At 64.2% G+C, this 22,306-nt stretch carries 26 protein-coding genes and 1 tRNA gene; 11 read left to right on the forward strand and 16 right to left on the reverse strand.

Translation table 11 applies throughout. From position 1 onward, the window contains the following. Nucleotides 1-50: 50 nt before the first annotated feature. From D3877_RS11715 to D3877_RS11730, 4 genes are all read left to right on the forward strand, one after another. Entirely contained in the window at nt 51-872 is an 822-nt protein-coding gene (locus D3877_RS11715; protein ID WP_119830991.1) for an IclR family transcriptional regulator, read from the forward strand. A 236-nt stretch (nt 873-1,108) separates the two neighbouring features. Further along, nucleotides 1,109-1,558 (forward strand): response regulator, encoded by a 450-nt coding sequence (locus D3877_RS11720; RefSeq protein WP_119830992.1) that lies wholly within the window; start codon nt 1,109-1,111, stop codon nt 1,556-1,558. Nucleotides 1,559-1,777: 219 nt separating this feature from the next. Further along, nucleotides 1,778-2,257: a response regulator gene (locus tag D3877_RS11725; RefSeq protein ID WP_119830993.1), complete on the forward strand. Its 480-nt coding sequence runs from the start codon at nt 1,778-1,780 to the stop codon at nt 2,255-2,257. 70 nt (nt 2,258-2,327) lie between these two features. Beyond that, complete coding sequence (locus D3877_RS11730; protein ID WP_119830994.1) at nt 2,328-3,542, forward strand: winged helix-turn-helix domain-containing protein; 1,215 nt, start codon at nt 2,328-2,330, stop codon at nt 3,540-3,542. 25 nt (nt 3,543-3,567) lie between these two features. On the opposite strand, the gene D3877_RS11735 is transcribed toward D3877_RS11730, so the two are convergent. From D3877_RS11735 to D3877_RS11745, 3 genes are all read right to left on the reverse strand, one after another. After that, nucleotides 3,568-4,050, reverse strand: coding sequence for an Lrp/AsnC family transcriptional regulator (locus tag D3877_RS11735; protein WP_119830995.1), 483 nt, complete (start codon nt 4,048-4,050; stop codon nt 3,568-3,570). A 17-nt stretch (nt 4,051-4,067) separates the two neighbouring features. Next, entirely contained in the window at nt 4,068-4,952 is an 885-nt protein-coding gene (gene rpoH, locus D3877_RS11740; RefSeq protein WP_119830996.1) for an RNA polymerase sigma factor RpoH, read from the reverse strand. A 107-nt stretch (nt 4,953-5,059) separates the two neighbouring features. Continuing rightward, nucleotides 5,060-6,091 carry an RluA family pseudouridine synthase gene (locus tag D3877_RS11745; protein ID WP_119830997.1) on the reverse strand — a complete coding sequence of 344 codons (1,032 nt, stop codon included), beginning with the start codon at nt 6,089-6,091 and terminating at the stop codon, nt 5,060-5,062. A gap of 67 nt (nt 6,092-6,158) precedes the next feature. On the opposite strand from D3877_RS11745, the gene D3877_RS11750 reads away from it, so the two are divergent. From D3877_RS11750 to D3877_RS11765, 4 genes are all read left to right on the forward strand, one after another. Continuing rightward, entirely contained in the window at nt 6,159-6,491 is a 333-nt protein-coding gene (locus D3877_RS11750) for a hypothetical protein (RefSeq protein WP_119830998.1), read from the forward strand. A 56-nt stretch (nt 6,492-6,547) separates the two neighbouring features. Continuing rightward, a complete protein-coding gene (locus D3877_RS11755) occupies nt 6,548-7,582 on the forward strand; it encodes a threonine aldolase family protein (protein ID WP_119830999.1) in 1,035 nt (344 codons plus the stop codon). A 45-nt stretch (nt 7,583-7,627) separates the two neighbouring features. Next, a tRNA-Glu gene (locus D3877_RS11760) sits at nt 7,628-7,703 on the forward strand. Between the two features lie 171 nt (nt 7,704-7,874). Further along, nucleotides 7,875-9,164, forward strand: coding sequence for a tyrosine-type recombinase/integrase (locus tag D3877_RS11765; protein ID WP_119831000.1), 1,290 nt, complete (start codon nt 7,875-7,877; stop codon nt 9,162-9,164). On the opposite strand, the gene D3877_RS11770 is transcribed toward D3877_RS11765, so the two are convergent. The 13 genes from D3877_RS11770 to D3877_RS11830 form a co-directional block, all read right to left on the reverse strand. Beyond that, the gene (locus D3877_RS11770; RefSeq protein ID WP_119831001.1) at nt 9,161-9,469 is read right to left on the reverse strand and encodes a hypothetical protein; all 309 of its coding nucleotides are present in this window, start codon (nt 9,467-9,469) and stop codon (nt 9,161-9,163) included. The two genes, D3877_RS11765 and D3877_RS11770, sit on opposite strands and share 4 nt — an antisense overlap. Beyond that, complete coding sequence (locus D3877_RS11775; RefSeq protein WP_199720781.1) at nt 9,462-9,935, reverse strand: hypothetical protein; 474 nt, start codon at nt 9,933-9,935, stop codon at nt 9,462-9,464. The genes D3877_RS11770 and D3877_RS11775 overlap by 8 nt, the downstream gene beginning before the upstream one ends. Before the next feature lie 3 nt (nt 9,936-9,938). Then, complete coding sequence (locus D3877_RS11780) at nt 9,939-11,573, reverse strand: DNA cytosine methyltransferase (RefSeq protein ID WP_119831002.1); 1,635 nt, start codon at nt 11,571-11,573, stop codon at nt 9,939-9,941. A 3-nt stretch (nt 11,574-11,576) separates the two neighbouring features. Continuing rightward, nucleotides 11,577-12,734, reverse strand: coding sequence for a hypothetical protein (locus tag D3877_RS11785; protein WP_147395170.1), 1,158 nt, complete (start codon nt 12,732-12,734; stop codon nt 11,577-11,579). Nucleotides 12,735-12,736: 2 nt separating this feature from the next. Continuing rightward, nucleotides 12,737-12,943, reverse strand: a complete 207-nt coding sequence (locus tag D3877_RS11790) for a hypothetical protein (protein ID WP_119831004.1) — start codon at nt 12,941-12,943, stop codon at nt 12,737-12,739. After that, complete coding sequence (locus tag D3877_RS11795) at nt 12,943-14,667, reverse strand: hypothetical protein (RefSeq protein ID WP_119831005.1); 1,725 nt, start codon at nt 14,665-14,667, stop codon at nt 12,943-12,945. Before D3877_RS11795 ends, D3877_RS11790 begins: the two co-directional genes overlap by 1 nt. Nucleotides 14,668-14,693: 26 nt before the next feature. Beyond that, complete coding sequence (locus D3877_RS11800) at nt 14,694-15,803, reverse strand: recombinase RecT (RefSeq protein WP_119831006.1); 1,110 nt, start codon at nt 15,801-15,803, stop codon at nt 14,694-14,696. A gap of 8 nt (nt 15,804-15,811) precedes the next feature. Beyond that, complete coding sequence (locus tag D3877_RS11805; protein WP_119831007.1) at nt 15,812-16,669, reverse strand: hypothetical protein; 858 nt, start codon at nt 16,667-16,669, stop codon at nt 15,812-15,814. Nucleotide 16,670: 1 nt separating this feature from the next. Beyond that, on the reverse strand, nt 16,671-17,315 hold the full coding sequence (locus D3877_RS11810) for a 3'-5' exonuclease (RefSeq protein WP_119831008.1): 645 nt from the start codon (nt 17,313-17,315) through the stop codon (nt 16,671-16,673). Between the two features lie 216 nt (nt 17,316-17,531). Continuing rightward, nucleotides 17,532-17,912 carry a hypothetical protein gene (locus D3877_RS11815; RefSeq protein ID WP_119831009.1) on the reverse strand — a complete coding sequence of 127 codons (381 nt, stop codon included), beginning with the start codon at nt 17,910-17,912 and terminating at the stop codon, nt 17,532-17,534. A 6-nt stretch (nt 17,913-17,918) separates the two neighbouring features. Beyond that, nucleotides 17,919-18,170: a hypothetical protein gene (locus D3877_RS11820; protein WP_119831010.1), complete on the reverse strand. Its 252-nt coding sequence runs from the start codon at nt 18,168-18,170 to the stop codon at nt 17,919-17,921. After that, nucleotides 18,170-18,409 (reverse strand): hypothetical protein, encoded by a 240-nt coding sequence (locus D3877_RS11825; protein ID WP_119831011.1) that lies wholly within the window; start codon nt 18,407-18,409, stop codon nt 18,170-18,172. Before D3877_RS11825 ends, D3877_RS11820 begins: the two co-directional genes overlap by 1 nt. A 264-nt stretch (nt 18,410-18,673) precedes the next feature. Continuing rightward, the gene (locus tag D3877_RS11830; RefSeq protein WP_119831012.1) at nt 18,674-19,051 is read right to left on the reverse strand and encodes a hypothetical protein; all 378 of its coding nucleotides are present in this window, start codon (nt 19,049-19,051) and stop codon (nt 18,674-18,676) included. A 161-nt stretch (nt 19,052-19,212) separates the two neighbouring features. On the opposite strand from D3877_RS11830, the gene D3877_RS11835 reads away from it, so the two are divergent. The 3 genes from D3877_RS11835 to D3877_RS29395 all read left to right on the forward strand — a co-directional run bounded on the left by D3877_RS11835 (nt 19,213) and on the right by D3877_RS29395 (nt 22,180). Beyond that, complete coding sequence (locus tag D3877_RS11835) at nt 19,213-19,497, forward strand: hypothetical protein (protein WP_199720782.1); 285 nt, start codon at nt 19,213-19,215, stop codon at nt 19,495-19,497. A gap of 12 nt (nt 19,498-19,509) precedes the next feature. Next, a complete protein-coding gene (locus tag D3877_RS29390; RefSeq protein ID WP_147395171.1) occupies nt 19,510-20,787 on the forward strand; it encodes a hypothetical protein in 1,278 nt (425 codons plus the stop codon). Between the two features lie 115 nt (nt 20,788-20,902). Continuing rightward, nucleotides 20,903-22,180, forward strand: coding sequence for an AAA family ATPase (locus D3877_RS29395; protein WP_147395172.1), 1,278 nt, complete (start codon nt 20,903-20,905; stop codon nt 22,178-22,180). The last annotated feature ends 126 nt before the right edge of the window (nt 22,181-22,306 follow it).

Here is a 22,306-nt window from a genome sequence, read left to right on the forward strand (position 1 = left end):
CGGAATAAGTGACCCGGAATCGCCATCATGCCTTTGGACAGGATCAACCGATGACCAGTGACGACGCGGGCGCGAAATCCAGCTTGCAACGTGGCGTCGCCATTTTGCGCCTGCTCGCCGACAGCAACGAATCCGGGGCGCGGCTGACCGACATCGCCCGCGATCTGGGCCTGACCCCGCCCACCGTCCACCGCATCCTGAAGACGCTGGTCGAGGAGGGCATGGTGGAATCGGACAAGACGACCAAGCGCTACCGGCTGGGCATCGACCTGTTCACCATGGCGGCGCGGGCGGGCAACCCGAACAATCTGCGCGACATCTGCCGCCCGATCATGCTGCGCCTGTCGGCCACCTTGCGCGACACCATTTTCCTGCTGGTGCGCAGCGGCTTCGACGCCGTGTGCCTGGACCGCAGCGAGGGGCCGTTTCCCATCCGCTCCTTCACCGGCGACATCGGCGGGCGGGTGACGCTGGGGGTGGGCCAGGGCAGCCTCGCCATCCTCGCCTTCCTGCCGGACGAGGAGCGGGAGGAGGTCATCCGTTTCAACCTGCCGCGCATGCAGGGCGTCGGCGTGTTGGACGAGGTGTATTTGCGCACCGAAATCGCGCGGGTGCGGGATCTGGGCTACGCCAGCCGCTCCACCGGCCTGTTGCCCGGCATGTCGGGCGTCGCCGTGCCGGTGTTGGACCGCGAAGGCCACGCCGTCGCCGCGCTCAGCGTCGGCACCATCACCGAACGGCTGAACGAGGAACGTTTGCCGGTGGTGGTGGACATCCTCAAACGCGAGGCCGCCGGGGTGCGGCGCCAATTGAACCCCTTCGATCCGGTGCTGCGCCGCCCGGCGGCGGTGCTGGGCAGCGGCGCGGCGTGACCGGAAGCCGCCGCCAACGGGACGATTTTATCGAGTGCTTTTTGCCATAAAAAGCACTCAAAGCAGGATATCGAGCGTTATCCCCGCCTTAGTCGCCTATACACACAATTGAAATGTTGTTTTTAACTCAGAGATAACCCTTATCGCCGCCCTCATGATTCCGGGTCATTTTTTAATAAATCACTGTGCATTATTAAATACGACAGACACGCAATCTTCCCCCTCAGAGTCACTCTATGACGATTGAAGATATTTTAGCCCGCGACCACCGGGGGCTTTCGGTTCTCATTATCGACGACAACAAATTCACCCGCGACTTGTTGCGCAAGATCCTGGTGTCCTTTGGAGTTTCCGACATCACCGCCGCCGCCAGCGGCGAGGACGCCTTGCGCCAACTGCACGCCAGCCTGTTCGATCTGGTGATCTGCGACATCGTCATGGACGGGATGAACGGCATTCAGTTCGTCAAATCCCTGCGCTGCAAAACCGTTCCCGCCGCCAACGCCGAAACGCTGCCCATCATCATGCTGACGGCACACGCCGATGAAAAACTCGTGATGGCCTCGCTGAAGGCCGGAGCCAACGGTTATTTGGTCAAACCGCTGATTCCCAAACGGCTGATGGCGCTGGTCGCCAAGCTCTGCCGCAGCACCTTGCCAACCCTGCGGTGTCACAAGCATGGATGATTCGCGTCATGCTTAAACATGGATTGATTGAATCAAAACATCGTAAAATTCTATAAATATTGATTCAATTCGCCGCTGAAATTAACCTGCGGATTGTTTGCTCATGCCATTATGCCGTCAGTGGAAACCCCTAGAAATTTTGTGACCTTCTTCAAGATTGCCTTCACATTTTGCCTTCACCATTGCGGCCAACGGCTTGTCTGGCAATGAGGCGCAATCATGGCGATCGACAACGCCTCTCCCCGCGATCACCATGGCTTGTCGATCCTGATCGTTGACGACAACAAATTCACCCGTGATCTGCTGCGGAAAATCCTGGTGTCCTACGGCATCGCCGACGTCGCCCCCGCCGCCAGCGGCGAAGACGCGCTGCGGCAGCTCCACGCCAGCTTTTACGATCTGGTGATCTGCGACATCGTGATGGACGGGATGAGCGGCATTCAGTTCGTCAAGGCCATCCGCAGCAAGATGACGCCCATCGTCAACGCCACGACCATGCCGATCATCATGCTGACCGCCCACGCCGACGAAACGCTGGTGATGGCGGCGATGAAGGCCGGAGCCAACGGCTATCTGGTCAAACCGCTGGTCCCGTCGCGCCTGACCCACCTGATCGAAAAACTCTGTCACAGCACCCTGCCGACCCTGCGTTGCGACGAACACGTCACCCGCTCGCGCGTTCCGCTGCCGCATCACTGATAAGCGCGCGCCTGTCGGGACCGCCGCGTGTATCATCGCGCCTCCCGTCCCCTTGCTCGCGCTTCGCCTCATGTCCTCTTCCGCCACGCTGTCCCTCCGCGACGCCCGCCGCATCGCCATCGCCGCCCAGGGATTCGGCGCGGCGCCCTCCGTCCACGCCGACGCGGTGGAGGCGCGCCACGCTCGCCGAATGATCGACCGGCTGGGGCTGGTGCAGATCGATTCGGTCAATGTGCTGGTGCGCTCCCACTATCTGCCGCTGTTCTCCCGGTTGGGGGCCTATGACGCCGGTTTGCTCGACCGACTGGCCTATGACGGCAAACGGCGGGCCTTGTTTGAATATTGGGGGCATGAGGCGTCGCTGATCCCGGTGGCGCAACAGCCGCTGTTCCGCTGGCGCATGGCGCGGGCGGAGCGGGGCGAGGGGACCTACAGCGGCTTGGTCCGCTTCGCCCAGGAAAAGCGAGCCTACATCGCCCAAGTGCTGGCGGAGATTACGGCGCGCGGCCCGCTTGGCGCCTCGGAGTTGACCGAGGCCGGGCGCGGGGCCGGAGGCTGGTGGGGGTGGAGCGACGGCAAACGGGCGCTGGAATTCCTGTTCTGGTCGGGCCGCGTCACCACCGCCGCCCGGCGCGGCTTTGAGCGGCTCTACGACCTGCCCGAACGGGTGTTGCCCGCCGCCGTGCTGGCCACCCCGACGCCGGAACCGGAGGAGGCGCAGCGCGCCTTGCTGCGCATCGCCGCCCGCGCCCATGGCGTGGCGACCGAACGCGACTTGCGCGACTATCACCGCCTGCCCACCGCCGACGCCAAGGCGCGCATCGCCGAACTGGTCGAAGCGGGGGAATTGCTGCCGGTGGCGGTGGAGGGTTGGGACCAGTCCGCCTATCTCTCCCCGGACGCCCGCCGCCCGCGCAAGGTTGCGGCCAACGCCCTGCTGTCTCCCTTCGATTCGCTGATCTGGGAGCGGCAGCGCACCGAACGGCTGTTCGGCCTGCGCTTCCGTCTGGAGATTTACACCCCCGCCGCCAAGCGCGAGCATGGCTATTACGTGCTGCCCTTCCTGATGGGGGACCGCATCGCCGCGCGGGTCGATCTGAAGGCCGACCGCAAAGCTGGCGCGTTGCTGGCGCAAGCCGTCCACGCCGAACCCGACGCCGCCCCCGGCCCAACCGCCGAGGCGCTGGCGGTGGAGTTGCGGCGGTTGGCCAGTTGGCTGGGGTTGGAGCGGGTGACGGTGGTTGGCGCCGGGGATCTGGCGCCCGCGCTGGCGGCGGCGCTGTGAGGCTTGGCTCCGAACACGACCCGGATCACTCCAGATGCGTCAGCGGCAGGCGCGTCTCGAATTTGACCTCTTTCAAGGTCACGCTGGACTTCACATGCGCGACCGCCGGAATCGCGAAAATCCGTTCGCTGAGAAAGCGCCCGTAATCCTGGGTGGACGGCACGACGATGCGCAGCAAATAATCGGCCTCCCCGGTCACGGCGAAGCATTCCAGCACTTCGGGCATCGCCGCGATGGCGGTTTCAAACTGATCGACGGCGTTTTCCTTGTGCCGCTCCAAGGTGACGTGGGCGAAGACGCATTCAGCCAGCCCCAGCTTGCGCGGGTCGAGATGGACGGTGTAGCGGCGGATGACGCCGATCTCCTCCATCGACCGCACCCGGCGCCAGCAGGGCGACGCCGACAGCCCGACCGCCTCGCCAAGCTCCTGCATGGTCAGGCGGGCGTTGTCCTGCAACGCGGCCAGAATGCCCTTTTCATGCCGATCCAGCTTGACCGTCACCGCCATCCGTTCCTTTCAGCGCTCTAGAAGGCCAACTTCTGGTCGATGGCCGCGTTCTTGATCGCCTTTTGCAGCTTCTCGAACGCCCGCACCTCGATCTGGCGGACCCGCTCACGGCTGATCCCGTATTTTTGCGAGAGATCCTCCAGCGTCGTCGGCGCTTCCCGCAGGCGGCGTTCCATCAGGATGTCGCGCTCACGCTCGTTCAAATGCTCCATGGCGCCGAGCAAAAGCTTGCGGCGCTTGCTCAACTCCTCGCTGTCGGCCAGGGTGATTTCCTGGTTGTCGGACTCATCGACCAACCAATCCTGCCATTCCCCCTCGCCATCAATCCGCAAAGGCGCGTTCAGCGAATGGTCGGGGCTGGCCAGACGGCGGTTCATGTTGATGACGTCCTGCTCCGGCACCTCCAGCTTGGTGGCGATGGCGTTCACCTGCTCCGCCGACAGATCGCCCTCTTCAATCGCCTGCATCTGGCCCTTCAGACGGCGCAGGTTGAAGAACAGCTTCTTCTGCGCCGCCGTGGTGCCCATTTTCACCAGCGACCAACTGTGCAGGATGTATTCCTGGATGGCGGCGCGGATCCACCACATGGCGTAAGTCGCCAGACGGAAGCCCCGCTCCGGATCGAAACGCTTGACCGCCTGCATCATGCCGACGTTGCCCTCCGAAATCAGTTCGGAGAGCGGCAGGCCATAGCCGCGATAGCCCATGGCGATTTTGGCCACCAACCGCAGATGGCTGGTGACGAGTTGGTGAGCCGCCCCGGAATCCTCATGCTGCTGCCAGCTTTTGGCCAGCATGTATTCCTTTTCCGGCTCCAGCATCGGAAATTTGCGAATTTCCTGGAGATAGCGGGTGAGGCTGCTCTCCGCGCCGATGGCTGGAACACTGGACGCTGACGCCATGACAAAAAACCTTTCTTCCACAACCGTTCCGCCCGAAGGCGGCGTGGGGCAAAGCCCCGAAACCATTGCGCGACTCTAAACCAAGAAACCGAGGGGGCCGAATTAATTTAAAGTGCTTGTAAGATGACAAGCAGTTCATCGAAATCCTTGGGCGTTGGCGCGCTGAAGCTCATAATCTCGGCGTTGCCCGGGTGTTTGAAGGTCAAGCCGACCGCGTGCAACGCCTGACGGGGAAAGCCGACCAGCGCCCCGCGCGCCGCGTCCGGCAGGTTTGAGGCGTGCTTGCCGCCCGGACGACCGGAGCGGCCCCGGCCATACAGTTGATCGCCGACCAGCGGGTGGCCGATGTGGGCCATGTGCACGCGAATTTGATGGGTGCGCCCGGTTTCCAACACGCATTCGACCAGCGCCGCCCCCATCCCGAAGGATTTCAGCACGCGGTAGCGGGTGGCGGCGTGTTTGCCGCCATGCTCGACCACCGCCATCTTCTTGCGGTCGGCGGTGCTGCGCCCGATGGCCCCCTCGATCCGGCCCTGGCGCGGGCTGGGAACCCCCCAGACCAGCGCGTGATAGGTGCGGCTCAACGAGCGGTCGGTGAATTGTTCGGTCAGCCCGTGATGCGCCCGGTCGTTCTTGGCCACCACCATCAGACCGCTGGTGTCCTTGTCCAGCCGGTGGACGATGCCGGGCCGCTTCACCCCGCCGATGCCCGACAGGCTGTCGCCGCAATGGCCCAGCAGCGCGTTCACCAGCGTGTTGTCGGGGTTGCCGGCGGCGGGATGAACCACCAGACCGGCGGGCTTGTCGATCACCAGCACATCCTCGTCCTCGAACACCACGGCCAGGGGGATGTCCTGGGCCTCTGGTTCGGCAGGCTCAGCCTCGGGGATAAAAACGTCGAAAGTTTGGCCGGGTTTGACCCGCAGGGACGCGTCCGTTATCGTTCGCCCCGCTTCGCGGACATGGCCCTGCTCCAACAGGGCCTGCACGCGCGAGCGCGAGAGGTCCGACAATCCGGCGGCCAACGCCTTGTCCAGCCGCTCTCCGCCGCCATCGACGGGTATCGTGCAGACGCGCGGCGCGCGGGCGTCGTCGGCGGCTGGGCTGGGGATCGGTTGGCTGTGGGGGGACTCGGGCATCGGTCGGCCATGTTCCAGTGTCAATTCATCATCACGCAGTCGCATCGTCGGGAGTGGACCCCAAACCGTGCAGATCCTCAAGGCACTCGTCGTCATTATGGGCGTTCTCATCATCGCGGGCTTCGCCGTTCTTGGCGTGGAGCTGTACAAGCGGATGTCGGACCCCAACCGCGCCGCCGCCCAAGCCATCGATTCCGAACGCGCGACGCCGTCGAGCCGCGATCCAATCGACGTCACGCTGGACGTTCCCGTCGGGTCGCGCATCGCCGAGACGCTGGTCCTCGGCAACCGCGTCCTGCTCAAGGTGACGCTGCCGCAGGGGTTGGACCGGCTCTATGTGGTGGACCCGCGCAACGGCGCCGTCACCGCCACCATCTCCGCCGGCAAGGCCGCGCCCTGACCCCATCCGGCGCGCCGGTACGCCCGCCCCCTGATACACCGATTGGATCCGCACCCATGCATGATTTCCGCAGCGACAATGTGGCGGGCGCCGCGCCGGAGGTGGTCAGCGCGCTCGCCACCGCGTCCATCGGCTCCGCTTCCCCCTATGGCGCCGATCCGCTGACCGCGCGCGTCACCGAACGCCTGTCGGCGATCTTCGAGACCAACGTCGCCGTCTTCCCGGTCGCCACCGGCACGGCGGCCAACGCCCTGGCCCTGTCGGCGCTGGTCCCGGCCTATGGCGCGGTCTATTGCCACGACGACGCCCACATCATGGTGGACGAGTGCGGCGCGCCGGAATTCTACACCGGCGGGGCCAAGCTGGTTCCGCTGCCCGGCGCCAACGGCAAGCTGACCCCCGCCGCCGTCACCCGCGCCATCACCCGCGCGGGCGTCGGCGTCGTCCACAAGGTGCAACCGGCGGCGCTCAGCCTGACCCAAGCGACGGAGGCCGGAACACTCTACACCCCGGCGGAGGTCGAGGCGCTGGTCGAAGCCGCTCATTCCAACGGCGTCGCCGTGCACATGGACGGCGCGCGCTTCGCCAACGCCGTGGCCCGTCTGGGCTGCGCCCCGGCGGACATCACTTGGCGGGCGGGCGTGGACGTGCTGACGCTGGGCGGCACCAAGGGCGGCTGTCTGGCGGCGGAGGCGGTGGTCTTCTTCAACCCGGCGATGGCCGAGGATTTCGGCTTCGCCCGCAAGCGCGGCGGCCATCTGGTGTCGAAGACCCGCTTCCTGTCGGCGCAGTTGGACGCGTGGTTGACCGATGATCTGTGGCTGCGTCTGGCCCGCCACGCCAACGCCATGGCCGACCGCCTGGCCGCTGGCCTGCGCGACCGCCCCGGCGTCGAGATCGCCTATCCGGTGGAAGCCAACGAGCTGTTCGTCCGCCTGCCCGAGACGACCATCACGGCGCTGGAAACGGCGGGTTTCCAGTTCTACCGCTGGGACGACGCCCTGGTCCGTCTGGTGACGGCCTTCGACACCCCGGCGGCGGCGGTGGACGCCTTTTTGGAAATCGTCGCGGCGAGCCAAGAAAAAGCTTGATCGAACCGGCGTGGGCCGCTAAAAACCCGCCCACGCCGCCACGATGTCCCCATCGTCTAGAGGCCTAGGACACCGCCCTCTCACGGCGGTAACAGGGGTTCGAATCCCCTTGGGGACGCCAATCTTTTCAATAGGTTGGGCGATATAGTGGATAGTGGACACGGAGCAATGTCCACTATGTGTCCACTATGGTGCGAAAAACCACAGAGAACTGACAGCAAACCAGCGCAAACCGCGCTATGGACTTCGCGTCGCGGCTGCTTATCATGCGGTCGCCAAAACCGGAGTCGCCATGCCGCGTCCTGTTTCCGAAACACGCCTGGACACGCGCGCTGTGCGGGCAAAGCTCAAGCCGCAACCAAAGCCCTATTGGCGATCAATCGAAACCGGCCTCCACATCGGCTATCGGAAATCGGCGGGCGCTGGAGCTTGGGTGGTGCGCTGGGGCACCAACGCCAGCGACTACAAGACGCAAACCATCGGTCGGTCTGACGATGAGCACGACGCAGATGGTCGCGGCACGCTCTCCTATCAGCAAGCCGTGGATCTGGCGCGCAAGACGGTTGCCATCGCGCGCCGCCCCGCCGAGGCCGAACCGGAGCCGAAAGCGCCATTCACGGTCCGCGACGCCGTGACGGAATATCTGCGCTGGGCCGACACGCACACAAAATCAGCAGCGGACACACGCCTCCGTGCGGATGCCCTCATCCTGCCGATGCTCGGCGACAAACTGTGCGCCGACCTGACGCCGCGTCTGTTGGCGGAATGGCGCGACGGGATTGCGGCGACTGGGCGGCGGCTGCGCACGAAGATCGGGGTGGAACAGCGCACGGCTGCGGCCCCGGACACGCCTGACGCCATCCGCCGCCGCCGGTCCACCGCCAATCGAACGCTGACGATTCTGAAAGCCGCACTCAACCACGCATGGCGTCATGGCGACATCGCGTCAGACGAAACGTGGAGGCGCGTGCAGCCGTTCGAGGGCGTCGATCACGCCCGCATCCGTTACCTGTCCATCGCCGAGGCGACCCGGCTGGTCAACGCCTGCGACTTCGATCTGCGCTTGCTCGTGCAAGCCGCGCTGGTCACAGGCGCCCGGCGTGGAGAACTGGCCGCGATGCTGGCGCAAGATTTCAACCCCGACAACTCGACAGTGCATATCCGCGAAAGCAAGTCGGGGAAGCCGCGCCACGTCGTGCTGACCGACGAGGGGGCGCGGCTGTTCGTGGCAATGACCGCTGGGAAGGCGCCAGAGGATCCGATCTTCACGCGCGCAGACGGGCATCGGTGGGACAAGGCATACCACATCCGACCGATGCAGGAGGCGGCAGCGCGCGCCAAACTGGGGTCTGAGGTGACATTCCACATCTTGAGGCACACATGGGCATCGCTGGCCGTCATGAATGGGGTGCCGCTGATGGTGGTGGCCGACAATCTTGGGCACGCCGATACGCGAATGGTCGAGAAGCATTACGGCCATCTGGCGGAAAGCTATAAGGCAAAGCTGATCCGCGAGAAGGCGCCAACATTCGGGATCGTGGCGGCCCCCACCGTGACGCCGCTGCGAAAACCGGGGGCTTAACCCCGGTTCGCCGCCTTGGCCCTGGCCACAGACGACTTCCCTTCCGAAATCGTCCATTCCGCCGCCATCCCCTCACGCCATTCCTTGGCGGCTTCCCGGCTGATGCGGACATCGCTGAGGCCGAAGCGCATGATCTTTGGCGCTTTTCCAGCGGACACCAAAGCGTAAAGCGCGGGCTTGCCGATTCGGTGCGCGGCACAGAACTCATCGATTGTGTAGGCTTCCGGCTCGTGGTTGTTGATGATCGTCTGAGGAACCTGAACTGTGTGGAGCGGCACGACCTGTGCCGGAGACCTCTTAGCCATTCCCTTCCCCCTCTCCCTCTTCCTGCGTTCCGCACTCCTCCAGGGGCTGCACCAGCCCATCACATTTCGGCTCCCACCGGATCAGGACGCCGGAGAAGTCGAGCACAGCCTCGTGCGTCTCAGCCCAGAAGTCGCGTAGGTCCGCCCAATCCTGAAATCCGTCGAAACGGGCGAACAGGTCCAGGCCCTTGGCGTCGGTGATGTTCGGCTCGCCCTTGATCTCGACCAGTTCGGCCTGACCGAGCATCAGCCGGACGGGCCGCACTGCGGTGCAGGTCGGTTTCCCCAGCAACTGGCACGAACTGGTGCGCATCCCTGTATAGAGCTGGAGTTCCTCCGTTGGCCGAGCGTGACGCTTGCGATTCGCGCGAATGGTCTGGCGCTTCGCCCCCGGCAGCAACGGGCCGGGTTTCAGCCCCAGGAGGATCGGAGGAGCGAATCTCTTTTTGAAGCTGTAGGCGACCATGAGTCACTCCGCCGCTTGGGTTGGAAGGAACGCCGTGTCGGCGCGGGCCATCTCCGGGACGTTCGCGGCGATGTGGGCGGCGGCCCACGGCGGCGAGACGCTGTTCCCGCACATCCCGATCTGCGCGGCCTTGCTGAAGGATCGACCGTCATGTCCGCAGTCGATGATGTAGCTGTTGGGAAAGCCCTGCGCTCGGAACAGTTCGCGCGGCGTCAGCATTCGCATGCCGATGTCCACGATCTGATAGGGATCTCCGTGCACAGTAACCAAGCCGAACCGGGCCTTGGTCGGGATGGTGTGCAGAGGCCCCCGGCAGTCCTGATCCTGGCCGCCCTCGCCGTAGTATTTCGTCAGGAAGGCGCGGATCTCGGCGACATGCCCGCCGCCCGCCGTCACGGTCGGCATGGGCTGGTCAGGGTGCAGGCCATCCCGGCAGGTGCCGTACAGCTTCATCAGGCTGGCCGCCGCCAACATCTGGTGCGACCCGGTGTTGAGGATGGTGGAGGTTGGGCCATCGACATGATGACCGACGACGCCGGTGTTCTGCTGCACCATCCAAGGGACCACCAGGGTGAGGCCTGCCCCGGCGGCGGTGACGGTGTGGGTGGGCTGGTCAGCGCCGTTGAACGGTTTCTCGGCGTTCCGCATCGTCGCGAGATAGGGCGCGACCACCGCGAATTCCCCGCCGTTGGCCGTGGTCACAGTGCGCAACGGTTCGTTGATCGCGTGCGCCCGGCTGTCTCCGCCGTGATGAGTGACGGGAATGATGAAAGGCTTGGCGTGGTCGATGACGTAACGCTTCAGTCCGGCAAAGATGCGTCGCATGGTGTTCGCCTCCAACGGGCGCTTGACCCGGAGCACGCGAGCCTCCTCCTTCGTCAGAAAGATGGAAGGGCACGGAATCGACCAATCGATGACGTCGTTGGCCGCCGTGCGATAGGGCTGCAACCGACCGGCCAACACCTCCGGATCGTCGGGCGCGCCATGCGACGGCTCGGGCCAGATGATGGGACGCCCGTCGCACCGAGCAATGACCGCCAGGCGCTTGCGAATCGTCGGCGCGCCGTACTGGCTTGCCCGACTCACCCGCCATTCGACCCGATAGCCGAGACGCCGCAGTTCAGCGACCCAGGCGCGGAACGTCTCGCCCTTCTGGTCCGCGTCCGGATGGCCGTCGTCACGCAGCGGCCCCCAGGTCAGGAACTCCTCGACGTTCTCCACCATGATGACGCGCGGGCGGATGCGCTTGGGCAGTTTGGCGTAAGCCACCACGATCCAAGCGAGATCCCGGATGTGCTTCTTGCGCGGGACGCCACCCTTGGCCTTGCTGAAGTGGGTGCAGTCCGGCGAGAACCAAGCAAAGCCGATGGGCCTTCCATCAGCGACCAACGCCGGTTCCGCTTGCCAGATGTTCTGGCACCAGTGCCGCGTGTCCGGATGGTTGACGGCGTGCATCGACACGGCGTCTTCGTTATGGTTCAGCGCCTCGTCCGGGCTGCGACCCAGGGCCATCTTGATGCCCTCGCAAGTCCCGCCGCCCCCGGCGAAGCCCACGACGATGATCTCGTCGTTGCTCGCTTCCCGGAAGGGCGTGCGCCGTGATCGGGTTGGCGGCAGTTCGAACAGCAATCCGTCCATCGTTCACTCCACGGCGTCGGGAGAATGGGCGGCTGGCGGCTGATCGCGCGGGATGACGATGAAGTTTGATGTGGCTCCCGTGGAGAGGGAGCGAACCGCATCACACAAGACCTCGTAGGCTTCGGCCACACGACCGCGCTCAGCGGAGGGACTGAAGATGTCGCCGAACCCGAATAGTGTAGTGGCGCAGATTGCGACGCGCCGAAGCTGGTTGCCCTCCGTGACCAGCACTGACATCCGGTCGCGTAGGGAGCGCGTCATGGCGGCGTCATAGCCAAGGGCTTCGTTTTCATTGGTTAGCGCCGCCGCCTGGGCAAGCGCCGCGTCGCGCTCGCCCCGGATCGCCTGGATAGCCTCGCGCATCGCCTCGTTGTCCTGCTCAACGCCGAGTTCTTCGGCAAGAGCGCCGATCACCCGGTCGAGAAGATCGAGGCTGTCTTTCCTTGTCTCACTGCTGTGGACCAACGACTTGACGCGACCGGCGAGGCTGCATTGATACGGTCCTTCCCAAGCAAGGGCTTTCGCGACTGCTGACAATTCGGATCGTGACGCAAGAATTGTCAGGCGCGCGATCTCTGCCGCCTGCGCACTCCATCCGTTCCAACGTCGGCAAATCTCCGCGCGAATTTTCTCGCGCTCGGCTTCATTGCCATAATGCGGGCTGACGTCGAGGACGCGGACAAGGCCGCTTCGTTCTCCATTCCTGAAGTAAGGCGCGAAGATCGCCCCCATCTCCTCAAGGGTTTCAGGGGTTTCCAAGCTCTCCGGGACGCCGCCCTCGCCCTGGATCGAGGCGGGCGGGACGGCGGGAGTCACGAAATCCGCGACCATCTCTGCGCTGATGCCGGGGCCATCCAGACGATCCCGCGCTCCGGAAACCGCCGCCACCAGCGATTCCAGATTGTGCCGATGCATGCCGCAGGCCGTAACCTTGACCTGACACCAACGCGGTTCGAAGGGGCGGTAGTCGAGCTTGGCGCCTTGTTGGAACAGCGCGACGATGGCCTCGCCGGTTTCGCGGGAGGGAACGAAGAAAGCGCAGTCGTGGCGCAGATCGTCAGCGACACCGCCGCAGACCATGCAGGCGCCCCGGGACAGACCTATGCCGCGAGGGTCGGCCCGATAAAGGCGGCGCTCGTGCGTCATCGCGTTGTCAGCCATGGTCATCCCCTCCCCATCGCCAATTGGCCGAAGAAGTCGTCATGGTCCAGGCCAGACACCTCCATCGCATAGGCGAAGGCCGCGCCGTCCGGCAGATCGAGGGCGTCGGCCATGTCGAGGGCGTCACGGGCGCCGAGTCCCGCCGTCTTCGTTTCGATCACGGTGCGCCGCTCCCGGCGGCGCAGGCTGCTGCGGCTTCCCCTGGCCATCACGCGGCCTCCTTCCGGCTCTTTGCAGCCAGCGCCTCGCCGAGCGGGCGGGCGATGCCGCCGTCGATCCAGTAGGCTCGGCCCATGCCGCGCACCTCCAGGTCCGGCACGACGTCGGGCGCGGAAAAGGTCATGCCGATCAGCGCGTCAATGCCGACGACGCGCAGCATCTTCAGCAAGCCGCCCCGGCCCTTTTGGTCGAGCACGTCGGCGCCGTCGAGGATGACCATCCCGCAGCCCTGCACCTGGGCGAGCGCCACCTGGAGCGTGGCGTAAACCCGGTATTGGTCGGAGGAGAGCTGCGGCCCCAGCCCGGCCAACTGCTCGTAGGGGCGTCCGTCGTGGGTGACGCCCATGTCCGCCTCGATCCGCACATCACGCCAGCCAGCGGCCTCGCACAGGGAGCGCAGCGGCCCGCCGTTGAAGGTGTCCAGCACCTTGACCAGTTTCGTCTTCTTCAGGCCGGTCGGGGCCATGATCGCCTGCATGGCGAGATTGACGGTCAGCAGCTTCGCGACGCGGTCGGCCTCGTCCTTGGCGGTCAGCGCCTTGAGCCGCGTCTCGGCGGTGGCGACGCGGGCGCGGATCGTGGCGACGTCATCGCCAGCGTCGCCGCTGGTCGCCTTTTCCCGCGCCTCCGCCAACTGGCGTTCGGCCTTTTGGGCATCCTGATAGGCGCTCTGGGCCATGGTCGCGGCCCGCTCGGCGGCGTCGTGCTCGCCCTTCAACCGCGAGAGTTTGCCGTCGGCGGACGCGATGGCGTCGCGGCGGCGCTTCAACTCGTCGGCGCCGATCACGTCGGCCTTCACCAGATGCTGGTTGGCCCCCGTGCGGTGGGACAGTTGGAGGGCGGCGTCGCAGCAGGGGCAGGTCAGTCCTGCGGCCTGGGCGGCGGGCGGCAGGGCGTCGCGCTCACGCTGAGCCTCGTTGTGGGCGGCGGTCAGCTTGGTCGCGGTCGTCCGCGCTTCGATGGACCGCTCCTTCAATTCGTCGATGTCGGCGCAGGCGGCGGCGAGCCGGTCGAGTTCCGCCTGTCCGACCGCCTGGGCGGCGACGGCGCGTTCCAACGTCTGCTTGGCCTCGCTGAGTTCGGCGGACAGGTCATCCGCCGACGCGTCGGCGAGATCCTCGGTCCAGCCCTCGGGCCGCCATGTCTTGACCTTCTCGGCCCCGAACTTGGTCCCCGCAGCGGCTTCCCACTGCGCCTTGAGGCGCGCGCCCTTGTCGGCGATGTCGGCGGCCTTGGCGTCCCACCCCTTCGCCTCGATGTCGTCCCAGACCTTGACGGCAATCTCCTCGGCGATGCTGACGTCGGTGCAGGCGGACACGAAGTCGTCGCGGTCGGGGGCCGTCTTCAGCAGGTCGCCCAACAGCTTGGCGCGGTCCTTCGCCGACAGGTCGAGCAGGCTCTCCAGCCCGGCGGCGATGGGCGACAGGGACAGCGGTTGCCCGGTGGTCGAGCGCTCGCATTTCGGCCACAGCGTCATGACGCTGGAATCGGCGCCCTGGTGGAAAGAGGCGGTGGCGGTCGAAGCGCCGTTGCGCACGAGAGCCTTGGCGTCCTTCTTGGCGAGACCGAACTGAAGCTGGCCGGTCAGCGCGGCGGCGGTCGCCTTCAGCACGCTCGACTTGCCCTGCGCGTTCTTGCCGGTGACGAGCACCAGCCCGCCGAGCAGGATGTCGGCGCGTTCGATCGCCTGGAAATCACGGATCTTGATCTGCATGGGGGAATCCTCCGGTGGGCGGGTGGTCAGGTGGCGGCGAAAAGGTCTTCGTCATCGTCGTCGCTGGCGGGCGACGCCGGGGCGGCGCGCTGGGCCTGCGCCGTTTCGCCCTCGATCACCACGCCGGTGTCGGGATCGTAGGGGGTGGCGGTCTGCGCCTGTTTGGGTTCGGGCTTGGGCTTGGCGGCGGGCTTGGGGTCCGCCTTCGGCTTGGTGGTCGCGGGATTCTGCGGCGCGGATTCGTCGTCAACCTCAGAACCCTCGGGGCTATCACCCTCGTCGGACTCGCCATCTTCTCCGCTGGGCAAGACGGTGAAATCGCCATCGAGCACCCGGTCGAGGCCCTGGGTTTCACCCCCCTCGGCCCGACCGTCGAGCGCGACGGCGCTCGCCAGTTCGATGGAACTCGGCAGATATTTCGTCAAACGGCGGATGACCGTCTTCTTGCCCATCTCCTCGTAGTTGCTGATCCAGGGCGTGTTGGTCTTGTTGTAGCGGTTGGCGGTTTGGTAGCCCTGCGACCCGTCGCGGACGGCGTTGATTTCGGCGACCGACATGAATTCGAACTGCACCCCGCCGCCCTTCAGTTTGGCGACGGCATAGAAGCCGGTGATTTTCCCCCGGTCGCCGCGCAGAAACGGCTTGTGCACGATCTGGTCGGCGGTGCCGTAATCAATGTCGAACTCGTCGCGCTCATGCACCACGCGAGCGGACAGGCTTTCGATCTGGCCGGATCGGCGCGCCAGATCGATCAGGCCCTTGTAGCCGACGATGATCTGCACCTCGGTCGTCTGCTTGCGACGGTTCTCGAAGGGGATCAGGTAGATGTGACCCTGCGGCGTGTTCGGCTCCAAGCCCATCTGGGCGCAGACGACGACCGAACCGAACAGGCTCTCGATGGTGCAGTCCATCAGTTTGGGCGTGGTGCGCAGCGCGCCGAGCGCGATCTTCATCATGCGCTCGGGCGTCATGTGGGCCGGAAGCAGGGCCTTCAGCGTCTCCTTGTTGGCGTTGAAGAAGCTGGCGACGGTGCCGCCGCCCGCCTGCTTGGCGACCAGTTTACCGGCGCGGCGGATGTCTTCGGGCGCGCGGGCGGAGGCGAGCGGCGGGCGTTCCTGTTGTTCGGTGGCGGCCATGGTGTGATTCACTCCTCGACGGCGGCGTGCTCGCGGCAGAAGTCGGTCCCGTGGGCGGGGCACCACTTTGCGGAGCAGAGTTTGGAAGACGGGTTGGCGACGAACGCCCAGGGATCGCCGGGCAGGAGGTGACGCTCCATGTCGCCGCTGCGGAAGGTGGCCAGATCGCTCTCGATGTGGCGCAGCACGTTCACAGCAGCGGTCTCGGCGATGGAGACGTCGTAGCGGTAGGTCACAGCGTCCGGCTGCGGCTTCTTCAGCGGCACGCGCGGAATCCAATCGACCACGGCGTCGGTGACGTCGATGGCGTTGGAGCGGGCGAGCAGGCTGTAGCTGCCGATCTGGGGGGCGTGCATGCCCATGACCTTGCCGCCCTTCAGGTCGCGCACCCGGCCCGGCTCGCGGGCGATCACGTCGGATTGGCCCGTGAGGACGATGGCGGGCGAGACCTGCGCCTCCAGCCGCTCTTCGACGATCAACGGATCGACCATGGGAGCGACCTGATGGCGGTAGACCTGCACCATGCGGGCGACCTGCAATTCCGCCTCGTTCAGGACAGGCGTCTCCTTGTCCCAGGTGATGCCTTGATTGACGGCGTTGCGCAGCTCCTCGACGGCGGCGTCGGTCGCCACGTTGAGCGGCGGCAGATTGCCGTTCGCGGCCTTCTCCTTGAGGATCATCGCGGCGGCGGCGTGCACGCCCGTGCCGACGGCGGCGCCGACGTTGGACGGCAAGCTGCGCAGCGTGTAGCCAGCGGCTTCGATTTCGCGCGGAAAGAGCTTGGTGGCGGCGCGGCGCGGGCAGTCCGGGTAGCCCGACAGGGATGAAGAGCGGACGAGGACGGAGGCGTAGGTGGGGGCGTTCATCTCACACCGCCTCCGCCAGCGAGGTCGCGTAGGGCGACGGTTCCTTCACCGCGTCGCCCTGGATCGCGAACCACACCGCCTTGACGCCCATGACGTCGATCATGGCGTTGTGCGCGCCGGACAGCGGCTTGCCGGTGAAGAACTGGTAGGCCTCGGCCAGCTTGGGCGGCTTGTGCGACCGACCGCGCCCGGCGGCGACCATCTTCTCCGTGGGCGGCAGCTTCACGATGGGCGTGGACAGGATTTGGGTGCAGGCGGCGGGGCCAGCCTTCCAATCGTCGGGGTCGCAAATGCCGCCGAACCGCTTGAGGCCGATCCGCAGGATCCGCGCGTCGAAGCTCTCGTTGTGGGCGATGCGGACGGACGCCCGGCGCCACAGAGCGGCGAAGGCGGAGAGCGCGACCGGCTCGGCCACCCCCCCCTGTTCGGCCCGCTCCATGGTGATGCCGGTCAGGGCCTGGAGGTCATCCGGGATGGTCCAGCCGTCGGGGCGCACCAGCAGGTCAAGGCTGGCCAGCTTGTTGCCCGCTTCGTCGGTCAGCAGCGCGGCGATCTGGGTGATGTGCGGCTGCGCCGGATCCTCCGAGGGCAGGCCCCAGTTCGGGAAACCCGTGGTCTCGGTGTCGTAGAACAGAAGGGTTTTCATGCGCGGTTCTCCTCGTTCCAGCCCTCTTCCAGGGCGGCGATGGCGTTGTCGATGTCGGGGCGCTCTCCAGCACGCCCACGATGAAGCGGGCGAGCCGGTTGTGATGCTCGGGGTGGTCGGACGAGAGGCCGGTGATCAGCAGGGCCTTGCCGTCGCGATGGATGATCGTGCCGAGGGCGCTGTCGTCGGATTCGGTCAGGGTGTAGGTCGCCATGGTCAGGCGTGACCCTGGACGCGGCTTGAGGCCCATGTCGGTCGTCCGTCGTTCGGGATGGTCAGGCCGCTGCCCAACAGCGCGGCGTGGACGGGGCGATGATCCTGCCGGGCAAGGCCGGAGATGTCGGAAAAGCCCCAGTCGATCAGCCCCTCGATCAGGCTGACCACGCGGACGGCGGCGGACTGCGTCTCGCTGCGCCCGAGCATCGCGCCGGTGGGCAGGTGCGTCAGAACCCAGCAAGTCGGATCAGCGCGGTGAATCCCAAAATGCTGGCGGACAACGCCATCGACGCGTTGTGAGCCGGTGATGGTCGCGATGCTGTAGGAGACGACCTCCCAATCGTCACGCCCGGTGACGTCGGTGTTCAGGGGGGTGGGCATGGTTCCTCACTCCGCAGCCGTCGGCGCGCGCCGGGTCGGCGATTCAAATTCAGCGTCCGGGTCGATGTCGGCGAGCAGCCCGTCGATGTCGCTTTCCAGATCGGCCACGGCGTCGCGCAGCGCGGCGATGGAGGGCTTCAGCGCCGGGAAGAGGCGTCCGTCTTGACCGGCCACATCCACGGCTTCGCCGATCACCGCGCCGATGCTGCTCCGCAGCCGACGCAGGTCCAGCGCGTCCTCTTCTCGGCGGGCGTCCATCAGGCGGCGCGGGCGGCGGCCTGAACGGGCGTCACGCGGTCCAGCGCGTAGCAGCCCCGGACGCCGACCAGGAAAAGCACCGGGCTATGGCCGCCGAGCACATAGGCGTCGCTGGCCGCTTTCGTGGTGACGAGACGACCGTCATCCAGGCGGACGGTGACGTCGGCGCCGATGCCGTGCTTGGAATTCCAGGCCTCGACCTGCGCCTGGATCTGAGAAAGCGTTTTGGGCTTGCGCATGAGGGGTTCCTCGTTCGCTGGAATGGGGCGAGGGAACCGGCCATCCATCTCAGGCGCCGACGCCGACCACGGGCCGCGCCTTGGTCCTGCCTGTGCAGTTTTCCCGGCCCGGCTGACTTGTCGCGGTTCCCTCTAACGCCTCAAGCCCCACCCGTGAGGGTAAGGGGCTGGAAATGATGCCGCCGGGCCGGGGGTGAACCCGGCGGCAAGTTTCGGGAGGAAACGCCCCACGGGGCGGGTGGACGCGGCGCGGGGCCGCGAAGCTCAGGCGGCCAAGCGGTTGACGGTGGCGGACAGTTCATCCATCCACCGGCCCCACAGCCATGCGTCGGCGCGATCCGGCGTGTCAAAATGCGCGGCCTTTGCGGCGTCGATCAGGTTCAAGGCCTCTTCGGGCAGGCTGGCGAGGCGGCGCTTGGAGAAGAGCGTGCCGTCGCCGCGCTTGATGAACAGCGCGACCTCGCCCGTGGGCTGCGGCTCCGCGACCAGGATGGCGGCGCCGACGTTCACGGACATGCGGTCTTCCAGGGTCGCGAGCTGGGCGTGACGCCGCCGCTCCGCCCAATAAGCCTCGCGTTCGGGGGTGGCTTGGCACTCGACGCGGAGGGTTTCGAGGATGGTGGTGTCGGGGGCGTTCGGCATGGTGGCCTCGGGGGTGCGTTTGGCGGGATCATATTCGCGCTATTGCACGAGTTTCGTCAAGGGGATAATTCGCGCTATTGCACGAATGCGTTTTTATCGCCGCCCGCTCATACTTCGGTTGCACAAAGCCGATTTGGATCGCGCTTCAGTTATCGGAGGGGATGATGCGGGTATGGATCGCCATCACAGCTGCCACTTTGTTCAGCCAAGCGGCGATTGCGGACACTTATGTCAACGGCTATGGGCGCCGTGATGGAACCTATGTCGCGCCACATTACCAGACCGCGCCAAACAACAACCCGTTTGACAATTATTCGACGCGCGGGAACATCAATCCCTACACGGGGCAAGCCGGGACGGTGAATCCCTACGTCACGCCCTCAGCGCCGACCACCCCCTATGGCGGCCAGCAGCGGACGCCCTGCTATGGGTTGAATTGCCGGTAAGGCGCGGAGGCGATGATGAAGCTTGGTTTTCTCTTGGGATGCACGGCTTTGTTGGTCTCGGGCGCGTCTGCGGCGGACAGTTTTTCCGTGGCGGGGTGGGATGGCGGTTCCTACTACCGCGATGGAGCGTTCAGCCACTGCGCCATTTCTGCCCGCTACAAAAGCGGGACATCGTTGCTTTTCGTGATCTATGACGATTCCGTCTGGGACATTGGACTTGCCGACCCTGCATGGTCATTGAAAGAGGCCGCTGAATTCAATACCACCTACTGGATTGATGGATTCGCGCCGGTCGAATCGGTGGCGACCGCTATAAGCAAAACACAAGTAAGGTTTAGAATACCAAACTCTGAAAATTTTATTGGGCGTTTGCGACTTGGACGTGAACTGGTGATTTCTGTTGGTGGAAAAGAGCGGCGGTTTTTATTAACAAGAACATCGCAGAGCTTGGACGCGCTGCAAGATTGCGCCAGACTGAAGGGGAGATACCGAGGGCCAGATACTTTTATCACTGCCCAGGCCCCCAAACCTCTAACGACATCCGAGCGACGCGCCGAAGCGATGAGCGCCGTCGCTGGGACAATCGCCCCGGCGGGCATTCCCGGATTTCGCTTGGTCTCTGCGGATGACGCGAAAAAAACAGCCGGGCGACCGGGCGACGCCGCATGGGCGGGCGACGGGGTGTTTGGTCTGGTTGAGGTAAGCAACGCCTCTGAAAAGCGCTCCATTGATGAACTGGCGGCGTCCATCACCAGCGAAGACGCAACGGTTTGCGGCGGGGAATTCCTCACCGGGCTGACCGGAACCGAAAAAGGGATGAAGCGGGTCTATTCCGTCTGCCGCCGCAAAGGAGCCTCACCGATCAACCTGTTCTACGTGATCGTTCCCCGATTGGGGGGCGGTTATCTCCAACTGTCTATCAGGTCAGAAGGGGCCGACGTTCCCGCCCGTCGGGCTGAAGCGAAGCTCCTTCCCGTGTTGTTTCCCTCTGAAGATCAACCGGCACCTCGCGCGAGTGCGCCGGGGGCCGATTCCGTGCTCGACACCACTGGGTTGAAGCCGCTTGATTTCTCGAAGTTTGGCAGGCCGGTCGATGATGGTGAGTTGTTCGATGACTTAATTCCAGAAACGAAAAAACCAGATCCCGCAGCGGTTGGCCCTCCCCGAACTCCGCCCACCACGCCATCCATCGAATCCCGTCTCGCCGCCATCAAGGATTTGCTCGACCGCAAGGTCATCACCCAGCAGGAACACGACGAGCGGCGGCGGGCGATCTTGGGGAGTTTGTGATGGGTGATGGGTCGGGATGCCAGACGGAGCTACAAATGAAGAGCCCGAAAATCAGAATTTCATAATCATATAGTTAAAATATGACAAAACATTCTGTTCGCTGGAGGGGTGCGTCATGTCATTGGAAGATTTCACAATACCAAAGGCATCAAATAAAGAAATTATAAACTTTTTTGTTGAGGTCATAGATGTATTCGAGTTGCCTGATTTCCAATATTCTATATTGGGATCGCACTCTAGCTATACGTTTAACAAATCATCTAAAATTTCAGAGTCCGTTGCGAGGCCAGATCATTTTTCTATCATATCTGCGTCTATAATAATTAACGAATATACAATTAAATTTGGGAGAGGATCTAGAGAACAACAGCCAAATATAGCATTTGATCATATCAGCATTGGGAGAAATTCTTACTCCAGTAACAGCTGGAGGCCCAACCAAGATCAAATTGTTAATCTTAATTCTCTTATTTATAAACATTTCGAAGCAAAGAAAAAGCATGCTTCATTTTTGTTTAATGATCCTAAAGCCTTTGAAAGCGTTATATCTTCGCATCAGTTGATACTTGCCAAACTTGAAGACAGCTTATCAAGTGTCGGAGAGCGCTTGGTTGAGGCGCGCGCGAAAATCGAGGACGAATTTCGGATAGCAAGAGAAAACCTCGAAGAACAGCATAGGTCAAGAACGGAGCGACTTGAAGCCTCCGAACTCGAACTCGAAGCGCGCCGCAAAGCGTTGGATGACCGAGACAACACGCATGCTCGACGCCAAATTCGCTCTGACCTGAAGAAGCGTATTGAAGACCACGCAACAACCTTTAGGCTAACAGCCGGAACTCGCACACTCCGACTACCAATTCATGTATTAACTTGGATCGGCTTAGCTGTATTGGGAGCCGCTACATACTATTTCAGCGCAGATATCAACCACATGGTGTCGGAAGCGGCAGCACGGGACAAAGCCATAGGAGCAACCGAGGTGGTCGTCCTGGCCTTGAAGCCACTTGGCCTGACCGTTGCTTTCCTTGGCCTACTGACTTGGTACCTGCGCTGGATGAATCGGTGGTTCGAGCGGCACTCGGAAGCGGAGTTTCAGTTAAAGCAGTTCGAACTCGACGTTGATCGTGCGAGCTGGGTGGTCGAGACGGCGCTTGAGTGGCGGCAGGAACAACAGGCCCCTATGCCAGATCACCTGATCGAAAGCATCTCCCGCAACCTCTTCTCGCGCTCCGAAAAGGACGAGGCGGCGGACATGCACCCGGCCGACTACCTGGCTTCTGCGCTCCTTGGGCGGGCATCGGGGTTGAAGTTGAAGCTTCCAGGAGCGGATCTCGAATACGACGGAAAGGCGTTGAAGGAAGCGCGGCAGACTGCCGACAAGGCGAGGCCTTGATGGGCGATTACTGGCGTTGCGCGGCGGCGGGGCTATCGACGAGGTCGGCACCGCGCAGCCCGGCTACACGGTCGAGGCTGGCTCCCACGCGCAGAATCCTCCGCCATTTATCCGTTGTTTTTCATA

The organism is Azospirillum cavernae (assembly GCF_003590795.1).
Taxonomy (GTDB): domain Bacteria; phylum Pseudomonadota; class Alphaproteobacteria; order Azospirillales; family Azospirillaceae; genus Azospirillum; species Azospirillum cavernae.